Raw genomic sequence first — 14893 nt, forward strand, 5'->3', positions numbered from 1 at the left:
TTGCGAAAATTTATTTTTTATCGCCTAATCCCATGCTGCAAACAGCAATAGCGATGCTCGACAACATGGCTTAATGCCAATGCTTATGTTTCGAGCTCTGACCGATGCCAACATTAAAGCAGTTCTGCGGATCAAGCTGACGATAATGCTGTTGTAAAGCTGGCTTCGCGACATATAGATGACCGACATTATGTTCAGCCGGATATTCTGCGCCACGAGCATCCAGCAAAGCCCACATTTGATGCTCCATTGCTAAAGGATCTACGCCTTTTTTGACAATATAATCCTGATGGAAAACATGGCAGAAAAAATGCCCATAATATAATTTGTGCAAAATGTGCTGTTCCATCTCAGCAGGCAGTTGCTCAACCCATTGTCGGTCATTGCGTTTTAAGGCAATGTCCAAAGCCACAATATCTGCCACGCTGTGGCGATGGGTATCGCGATAGCGTATCGCGGCACCGGCGATGGCAAAACGATGCAAAAATGCTTTACGCCCCTCATCTGTACTACACAAGAAAAAATCACCTTGTGGATGTTGGGCAAAATAGTCTTGTAGATAATGTTGTACCTGTGCAACATCTTGCTGTTCTATACGCAAAATAAGATGATGCTCAAAACGGTCACGAAATTGGTTCATGCGTTGTGGTAGATGATTGGGTAAACATGCCGTCAGCCATTGTAGGACTTTATCGGACAATCCAGCTAAGCCTATACGTTCCAAATAGCCATCGACTTTATCTTTCATGGCAAAGGCTGCAGGCACTTTGGCTGTGCCCATTTTTTCAATAAACAAAAAACTGTCTTTACCATATTTGGCGCCAATATCATACGCTTCACGATGGATATATTCACCAGCGATCGGTAGACGTGGCAATGCCGTTAATAAATAACGGCGGATCTCCGTCAGATCATTCGGATCATTACTCCCCAGATAAAATACCTGACTGGCAACTTTGGCAAAGCTATCTAAGCGCACTGCAAAAACACAGACTTTACCAGCAGAGCCTGAGGCTTCAAATAAACGACTTGGATCGGCATTAAAACGCGCAGGACTGTCAGCATCGACTTGTACCACATCATCTGCATAGCGTTGATCTGATGCGACCCGTTGTGTGGGATATTCAATATCATCCGGCTGATAATCCCCTTGTTCCAAACGGCTCAATATCTGCTCTGGGTCAGCGCCAAGCTGAATACCCAAATGATTGACCAAGACCAGCTGACCCTCGGCATTAACCTGCGCATACAACGCTAACTCGGTATAAGCAGGACCACGACGGAGCAAAGCACCACCCGAGTTATTGCAAACCCCACCCAATATCGAAGCACCAATACACGATGAACCAATCACCGAATGCGGTTCCCGTTGGTAGGGTGCCAGACATTGTTCTAAAGCATCTAAAGTTGCACCGGGCAAACAAATCACCTGTTCACCATTGGCAATGACCTGTATCCCGGTTAAACGGCGGGTACTAATAATAACCACAGGGCGATCATAATCATCGCCAAAAGGTGTAGAACCACCGGTCAGCCCGGTATTGGCGGCTTGCATAATGACGATACAATCTGCGGCAATCAGTAGCTGCAAAGCACGCCATTGTTGAAGTAACGTTCCCGGTACAATCACAGCCCAAACCGCACCAGAACCATAACGACGACCTTGTCGGTAAAATCGTGTTTGATGATCTTGCGTCAATACATGCTGTACGCCCAAAATTTGTTGTAATTGAGTCAGGACTTGATCACGTTCAGTCGTCGCGAGATGGGCTGTCATCGGCATTAAGCTCCTTTTAAGTCATTGAGCTCACGCTGCAATTGCACCAAGCAATCCGTATTAATCTCTTGAATTGATTTGACACCAGTCAAGGTCATCGCCACACGCATTTCTTTCTCGATGAGATCTAATAAATGCTCCACACCAGCAGCACCCGCAGCCCCTAAAGCATAGACAAAAGCACGTCCAAGCATACAGAGATCGGCACCCAAGGCCAGCATACGTACCACGTCTAGACCGTTACGAATCCCCGAATCGACCAATAACTTGATATCGCCTTTGACGGCATCGGCAATCGGTGGCAAGGCCCGTGTAGTTGACAATACCCCATCCAGCTGACGTCCACCATGATTGGAGACCACAATGCCATCAGCGCCAAAACGTACTGCATCTTTGGCATCTTCTGGGTCGAGTATGCCCTTGATCACCATCGGACCATCCCAGAATTCACGAATCCACTCTAAGTCTTTCCAAGAAATCGATGGATCAAAGTTATTCCCCAACCAACCAATATAATCTTCAAGCCCTGTCGGTTTGCCCAAGTACTTGGAGATATTGCCTAAATCATGTGGTCGTCCCAAGAGACCAACATTCCAAGACCAATGTGGATGAGTACAGGCTTGTAAATAACGTCGCATTGCCGCATTGCGACCACTCATCCCCGAATGTGCATCCCGATAGCGTGAACCTGGCACGGGCATATCAACGGTGAAGACCAAGGTTGAGCATCCAGCAGCTTTGGCACGCTCTAATGCGTTTTTCATAAAGCCTCGGTCACGCAATACATAGAGCTGAAACCACATCGGGCGCTGAATAGCGGGCGCGACTTCTTCAATTGGGCAAACAGACACCGTCGACAAGGTAAAGGGAATGCCTTTTTTTTCTGCCGCCACCGCGGCTTGCACTTCACCGCGTCGCGCATACATGCCCGTCAAACCAACGGGTGACAAGGCCACAGGCATTGCCAATTGTTCAGCAAAGATCTCTGTGTGCAAACTTAAGGCAGACATGTCTTTGAGCACACGTTGTCGCAAAGCAACTTGTGATAGATCTTCTACATTACGTTGCAAGGTATATTCTGCATTGGCGCCACCATCGATATAATGAAATAAAAACGGTGGTAAACGACGCCGCGCGGCTTCGCGATAATCATTTGCAGAAGAAATAATCATAATGATGTCCTATTTAAACGACTGGCACGTTGTCGACGCGCATCTTCCTCATCGATACAACGTACTTGTTGAACCACAAATTCAATATGGCCACAAACGGCTTGACGTGCGGCTTCGGGATCTCGTCTTTCAATAGCATCCAAAACTTGGCTATGTTGTTCTTGCAAACGATCAAAGCGATAGGTTTCTGAATACAACTTACGACGCCCCAAGAGCACATTAAATTGCAATAAATCAAATACCCCACGCATCATTTGGATCAGCACAATATTGTGTGATGCCTCAGCGATCGCCAAATGAAAATTGGCATCAGCTTGAGCGGATTGATCATCATCCCCCAAGGACTGAAAATGCTGCATTTGACTGTAGTAATATTTAATTTTTGCGATATCTGCTGTACTGGCACGCTGTGCTGCATGCCAAGCGGTTGCACCTTCGAGTGCAATACGTGCTTCTTGTACATCAAAACGATAATTGGGATCGGTGTCGATGAGCTGACTCAAGGGTTGTAACACTTGATCATTCGACCAATGTGAAGGAAGCTGCTGTACATAATGACCCGCTCCCACTTTGCTACGGATAATCCCTTGACTGGTTAATTGCTGTATTGCTTCACGTAAAGAAGCGCGAGAAACACCGAGCTGTTCACACAATTTGCGTTCGGCAGGGAGTGCCTGCCCTACTTTGATGTGTTGCTGTTGAATCAACTGCAACACTTGTTGTGCAACCTGATCGGAAACCCGCATACTACTTTCCTCAAAACAATCTCGCCAGCATGTCATATCATGGAATCATCCACGGCAATACATAGGCCTGTATGCTCACAATGATACCGATCATTATGGTAAAAGTAATACTATGTTTAACGGTAAAGCGGAAAAGATCTGACTCCTTTCCCACCAAGCCAACTGCGGCACAAGCAATGGCAATAGATTGTGGTGAAATCATCTTGCCAGTCACGCCACCACTGGTATTGGCTGCAACCAAAAGCACTTCCGGTACACCAATTTGTTGAGCCGTGGTGGCTTGTAAGGCAGAAAACAACGCATTGGCAGAGGTATCTGATCCAGTCAAAAATACTCCCAACCAGCCTAAGAATGGTGAGAAAAAAGTAAAAGCATCACCCGTATGTGCCAGTGCCAAAGCCAAAGTTGCCGACATGCCTGAATAATTGGCAATAAAAGCAAAAGACAGCACCATCCCAATCGAATAAATCGGTGTTTTGAGCTCTTTTAGTGTTTCAGAAAAGGCCGAAACCGCATCGGCTGGCTTCATTTTTAAATAAATAATGCTGATCAGTGCGGCAATAAAAATGGCTGTTCCTGTTGCCGAGAACCAATCAAATTTAAAGACGGCATCATAGTCAGTGACTTGACTCACCACTGGCGGCATTTTCTGGACCATTTGATGTAAAAATGGCACCTCAAAGCTCAGCACCCAATGCTGTAACACCCCACCTTTGGCAAATAAGACTTTAAATGGCGCAATACTCCACAACGTGACCATCAAAGTTAACACCGCAAAAGGCGACCAAGCTTTAGCGATTTGCCAAGGGCTATAATGCTGCTGTTGTGCCAGTAATTCGCTGCTGTCTTGTGCATTATCAAAACGGAAAATATGTTGCGGCTGCCAGTATTTCAGTAAAATGGTCAGACTAATCAAAGATGCAATCGCCGCAGTAATATCGGGTAATTCAGGACCGACAAAGTTTGAGGTTAAATACTGTGCCAGTGCAAAAGAAGCACTGCCCACCAAAATGGCTGGCCAGGTTTCTTTGACACCACGCCAGCCATCCATAATCGCCATAATCCAGATTAAAACAATCGGCACCATAAACGGCAACTGACGCCCGACCATCTGACTAATTTCCATGGTGTCGACCGAGGAAACCTGCCCTGCCACAATAATCGGAATCCCCATTGCACCAAAAGCAACCGGTGCAGTATTGACGATCAAACAAAGACCTGCTGCATATAAGGGTTTAAAGCCAAGACCAACCAGTAGTGCTGCGGTAATTGCCACTGGGGCACCAAAACCTGCAGCTCCCTCCAAGAAAGTACCAAAAGCAAAACCCACCAATAGCATTTGTAAACGTTGGTCGGCGGTAATGGATAATATCGAAGAACGGATAATATCGAATTGTCCCGTTTTTACTGAGATTTTATAAAGAAAAACTGCGCCAATAATAATCCAAGCAATTGGCCATAAACCGTATAAGAAACCATAAACCAATGCCGCACATGACATCAGTACGGGCATGTCATACGCAAATAATGCGACACACAAAGCCAAAACAACGGTAATCGTTCCAGCCACGCTGCCCTTCATTCGAAAGACCGCTAATGCCAAGAAGAAAAATAAAATTGGAATAAGTGCGATCAAACTAGAGATCCAAATATTACCCAAGGGATTATAGAGTTGTTGCCAAACTTCAAGCATTGTCATCTCCTTGAAATGCTTATACGCGCAAAATTTTAATTGGCTCACACAATATTATTTTAAACATTGGTCAGACCAATTTATCTAATATTTAAAAATTTACCATTTATTCTATAAATCGTATGTTAAATTCAGTTTAAATAAAGCGCAACAACAAATTGAATATTATATTGGTCTGACCAATGCAGTTTATACTCAAAAAATATATTCAAAAAAATATGCTCAAAAACATCGGCTCAAAGAAGTTCTTTTTATCCGCAGTCGCAGTATAGTCAAAAATTTTTGCCATAAAAAAACTGCCCCACCTACAAGGTGGGGCAGTTTTGAATGTGTATTAGCGGATCATAGATAATATGTTCTCGCTAATCACACTTCGAATTTGGGTTATAAATTTTGTATTCTTCGCTAAAGCTTAGATTACAGCGATATTGCTCGCTTGTGGACCTTTTTTGCCATCAACGATCGCAAATTGAACACGTTGACCTTCAAGCAAAGTTTTGAAGCCGTTGCTTGAAATTTCGCTATAGTGTGCAAATACGTCTTGACCAGAATCCGCTTGGATAAAGCCAAAACCTTTAGTTTCATTAAACCATTTTACAGTGCCAGTTACAGTATTAGACATACAATAATCCTATTTCTTTAATAATATGTGATCTCAAGATCGAATTTAACTTTTAGAAAATAAACCTGAAACCAAATATCTTAAACAACCGAAGGATTATGACTAAAACTGCGAAAGGAGAAATTTACTGAGACAAGTATATTTTTTCTAGTTATCGAAGATAATACACGCTTCCGCAAGATTTGCAAACAGTATTTTCTAATTAATCGAGGCGATAAAGTTCGTTGTAAGCCGCATAAAAACTCTTACCATCGAGATTAAAATCAATTTCTAAGCCGGACTCTAATTGGATCATTTTTCCAACTTCAACCCAAGTACCACCTTGCATAGAATTTTGCTTCCGCTTTAGCGGAACGACTTTTACATTAATTTGTTTGCCATTATTGGCTGTGGCAAGATGCCACTCACTTAAAATTTTCACAGTTTTTAACTCATATATAAGTACTCGCGTGATTTTATAACTCAATAAAAATAACTAGATCGGAAGTTCAAGAACTCTTGTTCTGAGATTTACTTGTTCTAAAATTTACTCATTATTAACCTCATCTATCGTGTGGAATAAATGATTTTATTCAAATGAGATAAGGTATCAGTTTTCAGAATCACAACGCAAAAATATCAAATACGAAGCATAAAATAGACTTTCCCAAGCTACAATCTTCGTTTGATGCTGTGTGCTTTATACGCCCATCCCCCCCTCAGGTCAAACGATATTGCATAAATATATTATTAAATTGTAAGGCTAGCTTTTTAAACGCAGGTATATCCGTACGATGAATCTCTTAAAAATACTCATTTATATCACGCTATTTTTTTCATTTGCACTTAAAGCGAGTTATGCCAAAGAGGCGATCTCTGCAACACAGCTCTTAGAGAGCATCGATCTCAGCGAAAAAATTAAATCGACCGAAGGCAGCGAGCTAAAACTCTATCGTCAACACCATGCTTGTCTGGCAATCCTCAAAGTATATGGTGAAATAGGACAGAATGAATCGATTTATCAATTCAAAAACAAGCAATTGCTCAATGGTGTACATATCGACTATTTATATCAACTTGACCCTGTAGACGTAGAACAACATGCAGAATGGAGCAGCATTGAGTTGATGCAAAAAGCTAAAAAAGTCATGGTAGATCGAAGCGTTGCAGATCAGGCCGCTCTAGATGATATTCTGCATTATGTTGATGATCAGTTACTCGAAAAAAATTGCCAATAAAAAATTGCCAATAAAAAGTTACCCATAATATGCTCTGCATTCGGTCCTTTATTGATGCGGATAAGATTTAAGTTATCCACAGTTCTGCCGAATAATTCGCCAATCTTATTCTCAGGCTTTATGCCCAGACCTTATTTTCACCGCTCTTGCACGCATACACCATCGCCAAACACACTGTATCGTTGAACAAACTATCCCCCCGTGCTCAATGCTCGATTAAAGCAGTACTGACCTATTCGATTGGCATCAAAGGCATTAAAAAAGGTTGGTAAGCCATGCTACACCAACCTTAATGTTGTGATATTACAGTCATCAACTGTCTATAAACATTCTATAGCCTATAGCGTTGGTACAGCCCCCGCTATGTCATGGTATGAATGGTCTCTTTAAAGCGCTTCAAGGCAAAGTAGAAAAATACTGCCCCAATGGCAAATAAGCATAAGAACGGCATCCACACCACATCAAAACCAGCATTACGATATAAAATCGCTTGTGCCAAATTGACAAAGTGAGTGGTTGGCGCAAATTGCATAATATTTTGCACCACTTCTGGCATACTCTCGCGCGGCGTTAAACCACCAGATAACATTTGTAATGGAATCAAAACCAACATCATCAACAGACCAAACTGCGGCATCGACTTGGCAACAGTCGCCATATAAATGCCCAGCGAAGTCGTGGCAAATAAAGACAACGATGCCCCCAAGAAGAATAACCACAAATTGCCTTCAATCGGAATATGCATAAAGCCTTTGACCACCAAATGCACAGCAACAAATGAAGCAACTAAAACCACCAAACCCATCGACCAGACTTTTGCCATCATGATCTCGAACACAGTAACTGGCATAACCAGCAAATGCTCGACTGTCCCATGCTCACGCTCACGAATCAGCGCAGCACCGGTCAGGATAATCGATAACATGGTCACGTTATTAATGACCTGCATAATGCCACCAAACCATTGTCGGTCGAGGGTTGGGTTAAAACGCGCCCTTAACTCAAGATCGACAGGTAAGCTTGTCACCGAACGATGCCCTTGCAGATAGGAGTTGACCTCCGTCAGAATAATCTGCTGAATATAACTACTCCCGGTCAAGGCTTGTGTTACCCGCGTCGCATCAACGTTGACCTGTACTGTCGCACCGCGATTAGCCAAGATATCTTCTTGAAAGCGTGAAGGAATGGTCATACTAAAACTGTATAAACCCGCATCCATGCCAGCATCCATCTGATCGAGCTGCGTTTCAAAGGGTGTAAACAATGGCGGATAAAACGCCGAGCTGACCCGTTCAGACAAGGCGGAGTGGTCTTCATCTACAATCCCGATGGGTGCATTATTAAGACTCTCTGGCATCGAGGATGCACCGGTGTAGATCGACATGGTAAAGGTATAGGTGATCAATAGCAGCATGATCGGATCACGCCACAAACTCCATAACTCTTTACAGCCGAGTCTAAAGATATTCTGTAATTTATGTATGAACATCCTAGCGCTCCTGTTTTTTCAGTAGGGCGATTGCCAACAACATCACCACAGGGACCGTCACCACCAACATCCAAATCGAATGACGTAAGTCTTCAAAACTTAAGGCTTTATTAAATACACCACGACTGATATTAACCATGTGCGTGGCAGGATAGATACTGCCAAACCAGCGACCAAAACCTTCTAGCGAAGAAACCGGATCAATCAAACCAGAGTATTGTAAAACTGGAATCAAGGTGCCAATCATCACAAAGAACATCGCTGCAATCTGACTTTTGGTCACAGAAGATGCCAACAAGCCAAAGCCAGTCGAGATAATCACAAAGAGAAAGACCGCAGTGGTCAAGGTCAGGAAGCTGCCTTTAATCGGCACATCAAATAATGTCACCACCACCAGACACATCAAGAAATAGTTCAACATCGCCAAAATAATATAGGGCAGTTGTTTGCCCAGTAAAAATTCACTGCGCTTGATCGGGGTAACATATAAATTGACAATTGAACCGAGTTCTTTTTCTCGTACCACGGACAATGCCGTCAGCATGGCGGGAATTAACAACAGCAGCAACGGTACAATGGCTGGTACCATCGCCGGTAGACTGCGGATATCCGGGTTATAACGGAAACGGGTTTCGACCGTAACCGGCAGCGCATAAGACCCAGCCGTACGGCTGCGATATTGTTGCATTAGCCATTGCAAATGAATCCCTTGCACATAACCTCGAATGGTTTCTGCACGGGTTGGCATGGCACCATCAATCCAAGCACCGATTTTAACCTCTTCTCCTCGTGCCGCATTTTTGGCAAAGCCGGGCGGAATCTCGATCGCCAAAGCAATTTCACCTTTACGCATACGCTGATCAAGTTCTTCATAGCTGTGTATGGGTGGTTTCTCAATAAAATAACGCGACCCAGCCAGATTGAGACGATAGTCCTCACTCAATCCAGTTTGGTCTCGGTCGAGTACCGCATAACTCAGATCCTCAACATCTAAGGTAATCCCAAAACCAATCACAAAGAGCAGAATAATAGACCCCAATAGTGCCAAAGTTGCCCGCACGGGATCACGCGCAAGCTCCAAAGACTCACGCCATGCATAGCTCAATAAACGCTGCACACTAAAGCCATTATTGATCTGCATCGGTTGCTCAGCAGCGGCAACACTTTGGCTTATCTCGGCATCAGCAGCAGTATCACTCGGCGTACCCGCCCCCGCATCGATAAGATAGCCAATAAAGGCTTCTTCTAGGGTCTTGGCACCACGGCGAGCAATCAAATTTTTGGGTGCATCACTATCCAGTACCCGTCCAGCATGCATCATCGACATACGGTCGCAACGCAAGGCTTCGTTCATGAAGTGGGTTGAGATAAAAATCGTCACGCCATCTTCACGGGAAAGTTTGACCAAATAGCGCCAGAAATTATCTCGCGCAATCGGGTCTACCCCAGAAGTCGGCTCATCCAAAATCAGAATTTCTGGCTCATGTACCAATGCGACCGCCAAAGAAAGACGCTGCCGCATACCCAGCGGAATCGACTCCGGTAAACTGTGTTTGACCTCAAGCAAATCAAACTGTTGCAACATGCTGTCCACACGTGCATCAATTTGATCTTCAGCCACATGGAACAAACGCGCATGCAGCACCAAGTTCTGCAAAATAGTGAGTTCATTATATAAAGAGAAGGCTTGTGACATATAACCGACACGACGCCGAATCTCAATACTGTTGCCTTCAACCGCCTCACCAAATAACCACGCCTGCCCTTCTGACGCCGGCAGTAAACCCGTCAACACCTTCATGGTGGTAGATTTACCGCAACCATTGGACCCTAAGAAACCAAAGATTTCACCACGACGAATTTTAAAATTGACGTGATCCACTGCGGTAAAGTCACCAAAACGTACCGTCAAATCCTGTGCTTCAATGGCATATTGCTCTTGCTCATTGACCTGCAGAGGGGGAATATGAACAGGAACATAGCCTTGTTTCTTTTCTTCAGGCAACAGTGCAATAAAAGCATCTTCTAAATTGTCACATCCCGTCAGTTGCAATAAAGCCTGCGGTGTACCAGTTTTTAAAATCTTGCCATCATCCATCATTGCCAGCCAGTCAAAGCCTTGTGCTTCATCCATATAGGCCGTGGCAACAATCACACTCATCTGTGGGCGAACTTTACGAATTCGCCCAATCAACTCCCAGAACTGCGCACGTGCCAAGGGGTCAACCCCGGTCGTCGGCTCATCCAAAATCAGAAAATCTGGATCATGAATCAAGGCGCAGCATAGGCTGAGTTTTTGTTTCATTCCGCCAGACAGCTTGCCAGCGGGACGATCTAGGAAGGCATATAGCCCAGTACTTTTGGTAAGTTCATCAATGCGTTGACGGCGTTGCTCGGCATCATGCCCAAACAAGCGGGCAAAAAACTGTAAGTTTTCCTCAACCGACAAGGTTTTATAGAGATTTTTTCCCAAACCTTGTGGCATAAACGCAATACGTGGACAAACTTGCTTACGATGTTGCCCATTGGCCATATCGCCGCCCAAAACCATCAGGCGGCCTTGTTGTAGCGCACGCGCGCCGGCCAAGAGTGACAATAGACTCGATTTACCGACCCCATCTGGTCCAATCAGACCAATCATACAACCCGCAGGTAAATCTAAATGAATCTGGTCTAATGCCTGTGTCTTGCCATAGCGCAGGCTAATATTTTCAATTTTGGCAACAATCGCTCCGTCTAGGGATTCGGATTGCTGATTCATGATTTAACCTTATTCTCTAAAAATGCAGGCCATGCTGTATTTGGATCCAATTTGATATAAGCCACGCCTGGTAAACCAGTTTTGACTTGTTGAATATTTTTATTTAATAACGCTGGATCAATCTTCGCTTTGACACGGAACATTAACTTTTGTCGTTCATTTTGCGTTTCGACTGATTTCGGTGTGAACTGCGCAGTATCGGCAACATAAGATACTTTGGCTGGAATCACCAAGTCTTTTGCGGCATCTAATACCAAACGCACTTCTGTGCCAATGGCAACCCGCCCAGCCACGGTTTCTGGCAAGAAGAAAGTCATATATACATCGGATAAGTCAATCAAATTCACCACACGACCACCCGATGGAACAACCTCACCCGGCTGGGCAATACGGTACTGTACCCGACCATTTAATGGCGCTTTTAACTGTCCATCTTCGATATCAAACTGAATACGTTCGATGGTTGCTTGAATGGCATCAACTTGTGAACGTGCACCAATTACTTGTGTTTGCGCAGCCACAACTGCAGCCTGAGCACTTGCCACTTGTGCCTTGGCAGCACTCACCGCTGCCGTCACCCGTTGTACATCAGCACGTTCATCATCCAATTGTTGTTGCGATGACGCCCCTTCTTTGGACAATACTTCAGTCCGCGCTAAACGACGCTTGGCAGCCAGTAATTCTGTTTCACGTTGTGCCACCATCGCTTGTGCGGCAGCGCGGTCACTTTCACGCATGGCAATTTGTGCTTCAGCAGTCGAGATTGCATTTTGCGCTTGGCTTTTTTGCGCTTGTGCTTCTCTTAACTGCGCTTCAAGCGTAGAGATTTTGATTTTTGCCAGAACTTGACCGCTTTGGACAAAATCCCCTTCTTTGACCAAGATGTCTTCAACTTGACCGGGTAATTTACTCGCAACATTAACCTCGGTTGCCTCAATTCGTCCATTGCCACTGACCAGACCTTCGGTCGACTCTTGGTTAAAATAGCGCCACAGCAGTATCGCGACTAAAATTACGATAACGACGGCACCAATCATGGATAATTTTTTAATATTCATAGGTGAATCCTATTGCTCAAAGTCGGTCTACAAAGAAGAAGATTGCTGTGTCTGGTACTGCTGGCTATCACCACCTAAAGCCACGTATAACTGCACATATGATTTCAACAAGGCACTCTGGGTCTCAATCCACTGTTGTTCGGCTTGCAATAAACTGCGCTGTGCATCCAGGACTTCTAAATAGTTGACTGCACCATTGTCATAGCGGAGTTCGGCCAAACGTGCGCGTTCATTGAGTGCATCTAGACCTTGTTGTTGAATGTGTAATTGCTCACTGAGCCAGCGACGTTGTGCCAAAGCATCCGAGACTTCACGAAAGGCTTTTTGTACGGTTTTTTCATATTCAGCCACCGCAATATCCGTTCTGACTTCGGCCAATTTCACTTGGTTTTTTAAACGTCCAGCAGTAAAAATCGGAATCGAAATACTCGGTGCAAAACTCCATGCCGCACTGCCTGATTTAAATAAACCATCTAGATCAGCACTGGCGGTACCATAACTTCCAGTCAAGGCAATACGCGGGAAAAATGCGGCGCGTGCTGCATAGATATTGGCATTTTCTGCTTGTAATTTCGCTTCTACCGCACGGATATCTGGACGATTTAGCAATAAATCGGAAGGCAAACCAGTTTGAATGCTGGTGGTTTTAAAGACCACCCGGTCTAAACTGGGTACAGGAACTTCAATCGGCTCCCCCACCAACTGCACCAAAAAATTCGCCGTAGTCGCTTTGGCTTGATTTAACTGGGCCAATAAGGCTTGACCATTACGCAGCAATGTTTCGGCTTGTACATATTCCACTTTGGAGCCGCTTCCGACTTCATAGCGGCGTTTAAAAATACGTACTGAATTTTGATAATTTTGTACCGAACGCTCGGCAAAATGAATGCGTTTTTCCAGCTCAGATAAAGTCAGATAAGTTTGTGTGACCTGCAAAATAATACTGTTACGCACCGCAACTTGGTTCCATTGCGAGGCAAAGAAGCTTTGTAATGCCGCTTCATTTAAACTGCGAATACGCCCCCACAGATCCAGTTCCCACTGCGATAAGCCAATTCCTGCCTGATACTGATCAACATGCATGACCTGCCCGGTGTAGGATAAATCTGCTGGCACACGAGAACGCTGCCCACCAGCATCTGCACCAATTGTTGGGAAAGATGTCGAACGTTGAATCCCATAAGCCGCTTGTGCTTCAGCAATTCTTAAACTGGCAATTTGTAAATCATGATTATTCTGCAGAGCCTGATGAATAATCTTTTCTAAGGCGGCATCATTTAAATAGTCTTGCCATCTTAATAATTTATGCTCAGTCGATTGGTCATCGGCATATTGGGAAGCCATAGCCACTTCTGGTGGTTGAAGCGCTTGCTGCGTTTGACACGCTGCGAGTAACACCGCACACACAGCACTACATAATGTATTACGCACAATAAGATAGGACAAAATCTATACTCCCCCAATTTGAGGTTAAATTATTAGGATGTAAATTGAGTTTGCTATTCAATTGAACATAGCAAGATCCACCGAACTGCCCCATTAAAACAGTGGTGAAAGAATTTGATTGAAACGTTGGCAGCACCGTGACGGGTATGCTTTTCTTCACATCACAACAAGCTTTTGCCCATTGTCGATGATCATTCATTGCATATTCCTCGTTATAAAAAATATTTACAGCGCCTATTTTCAATAAACATATATGGGTTTTAAATTTTGGTCAAAGAATTTTAGCATTTATTTTAACTGTTATATTTAAATTATTAAATTTCAGTGACTGATTAGTCTATAAAAATAAATGGACCACAAAATATTAAGTCAATGATTTTATTATTTCCTAAAAAAACCTCATTAATACCAAGCGAATCAGTCGGTTTTAATGTGAATTATTTTTCTGTATAACATTTAAGCACTATATCTGCTATGAAAGCTGAAAAATACACCAAATCGATCAAGCCATCCGACCTGCTGCAAGCAATGCTCAAGCGCAGTACAAGCACAGCTCAGCATTAGACTTGCAGCAAGATTAAGTCAAAAACTTTTTTATTTTCAATCTATAATTTCAGTCAACCCAATGCCAACAGATAGCTTTGCCCGCTTCGCGGAGCCAGTATAGAACACTATATTTTATAATAACGTGATATTTATCACATAAACAAAGTGGATTTTCTAGCAAGATAGCATCTTGTGATGCAATATTACGCTGGGGGAATATATAAAGTGATTGCACAGAAACTCAATATTGCTATTGCTCAAATCATTTATTTTATAAACCGGATATATCTCACCATGCTTTACCCTAAATTTTCAGCATTTCAATGTAGCTAATTTAGATTGATATTGCTGCCTTTGAAATATTTT

Annotated in this window: 11 protein-coding genes; 1 reads left to right on the forward strand and 10 read right to left on the reverse strand. The window is 43.7% G+C overall.

All coding sequences use genetic code 11. The features are described from left to right. Positions 1 to 70: 70 nt before the first annotated feature. The 6 genes from dld to BFG52_RS15420 all read right to left on the reverse strand — a co-directional run bounded on the left by dld (position 71) and on the right by BFG52_RS15420 (position 6431). Positions 71 to 1783, reverse strand: coding sequence for a D-lactate dehydrogenase (gene dld, locus BFG52_RS15395; protein WP_067558219.1), 1713 nt, complete (start codon positions 1781 to 1783; stop codon positions 71 to 73). Further along, positions 1783 to 2949 (reverse strand): FMN-dependent L-lactate dehydrogenase LldD, encoded by a 1167-nt coding sequence (gene lldD, locus BFG52_RS15400; RefSeq protein ID WP_067558222.1) that lies wholly within the window; start codon positions 2947 to 2949, stop codon positions 1783 to 1785. The genes dld and lldD overlap by 1 nt, the downstream gene beginning before the upstream one ends. After that, positions 2946 to 3695 carry a transcriptional regulator LldR gene (gene lldR, locus BFG52_RS15405; protein ID WP_081408720.1) on the reverse strand — a complete coding sequence of 250 codons (750 nt, stop codon included), beginning with the start codon at positions 3693 to 3695 and terminating at the stop codon, positions 2946 to 2948. Before lldR ends, lldD begins: the two co-directional genes overlap by 4 nt. Before the next feature lie 37 nt (positions 3696 to 3732). Further along, positions 3733 to 5394, reverse strand: a complete 1662-nt coding sequence (gene lldP, locus BFG52_RS15410; RefSeq protein ID WP_171257351.1) for an L-lactate permease — start codon at positions 5392 to 5394, stop codon at positions 3733 to 3735. Between the two features lie 406 nt (positions 5395 to 5800). After that, positions 5801 to 6010 carry a cold-shock protein gene (locus BFG52_RS15415; protein WP_067558230.1) on the reverse strand — a complete coding sequence of 70 codons (210 nt, stop codon included), beginning with the start codon at positions 6008 to 6010 and terminating at the stop codon, positions 5801 to 5803. Between the two features lie 202 nt (positions 6011 to 6212). Then, on the reverse strand, positions 6213 to 6431 hold the full coding sequence (locus BFG52_RS15420; protein WP_067558233.1) for a transposase: 219 nt from the start codon (positions 6429 to 6431) through the stop codon (positions 6213 to 6215). Positions 6432 to 6783: 352 nt separating this feature from the next. Here BFG52_RS15420 and BFG52_RS15425 point away from each other — a divergent pair, with 352 nt between their 5' ends. Further along, positions 6784 to 7227, forward strand: coding sequence for a hypothetical protein (locus BFG52_RS15425; RefSeq protein ID WP_067558236.1), 444 nt, complete (start codon positions 6784 to 6786; stop codon positions 7225 to 7227). 361 nt (positions 7228 to 7588) lie between these two features. Here BFG52_RS15425 and BFG52_RS15430 read toward each other — a convergent pair whose 3' ends face one another. From BFG52_RS15430 to BFG52_RS15445, 4 genes are read right to left on the reverse strand one after another with little or no spacing between them, the layout of a single operon-like run. Further along, positions 7589 to 8716, reverse strand: a complete 1128-nt coding sequence (locus BFG52_RS15430; protein ID WP_067558239.1) for an ABC transporter permease — start codon at positions 8714 to 8716, stop codon at positions 7589 to 7591. A 1-nt stretch (position 8717) separates the two neighbouring features. Beyond that, complete coding sequence (gene rbbA / locus BFG52_RS15435) at positions 8718 to 11480, reverse strand: ribosome-associated ATPase/putative transporter RbbA (protein WP_407639260.1); 2763 nt, start codon at positions 11478 to 11480, stop codon at positions 8718 to 8720. Continuing rightward, entirely contained in the window at positions 11474 to 12535 is a 1062-nt protein-coding gene (locus BFG52_RS15440) for an HlyD family secretion protein (protein WP_067558246.1), read from the reverse strand. The genes rbbA and BFG52_RS15440 overlap by 7 nt, the downstream gene beginning before the upstream one ends. Before the next feature lie 27 nt (positions 12536 to 12562). Next, the gene (locus tag BFG52_RS15445; protein WP_228703779.1) at positions 12563 to 13981 is read right to left on the reverse strand and encodes an efflux transporter outer membrane subunit; all 1419 of its coding nucleotides are present in this window, start codon (positions 13979 to 13981) and stop codon (positions 12563 to 12565) included. Between the last annotated feature and the right edge of the window lie 912 nt (positions 13982 to 14893).

This window comes from Acinetobacter larvae (genome assembly GCF_001704115.1).
GTDB lineage: Bacteria > Pseudomonadota > Gammaproteobacteria > Pseudomonadales > Moraxellaceae > Acinetobacter > Acinetobacter larvae.

Coding starts and splice junctions, on each gene's coding strand:
- dld (WP_067558219.1), bottom strand. CDS start 1,783: ATGCCGATGACAGCCCATCTCGCGACGACTGAACGTGATCAAGTCCTG.
- lldD (WP_067558222.1), bottom strand. CDS start 2,949: ATGATTATTTCTTCTGCAAATGATTATCGCGAAGCCGCGCGGCGTCGT.
- lldR (WP_081408720.1), bottom strand. CDS start 3,695: ATGCGGGTTTCCGATCAGGTTGCACAACAAGTGTTGCAGTTGATTCAA.
- lldP (WP_171257351.1), bottom strand. CDS start 5,394: ATGACAATGCTTGAAGTTTGGCAACAACTCTATAATCCCTTGGGTAAT.
- BFG52_RS15415 (WP_067558230.1), bottom strand. CDS start 6,010: ATGTCTAATACTGTAACTGGCACTGTAAAATGGTTTAATGAAACTAAA.
- BFG52_RS15425 (WP_067558236.1), top strand. CDS start 6,784: ATGAATCTCTTAAAAATACTCATTTATATCACGCTATTTTTTTCATTT.
- BFG52_RS15430 (WP_067558239.1), bottom strand. CDS start 8,716: ATGTTCATACATAAATTACAGAATATCTTTAGACTCGGCTGTAAAGAG.
- BFG52_RS15440 (WP_067558246.1), bottom strand. CDS start 12,535: ATGAATATTAAAAAATTATCCATGATTGGTGCCGTCGTTATCGTAATT.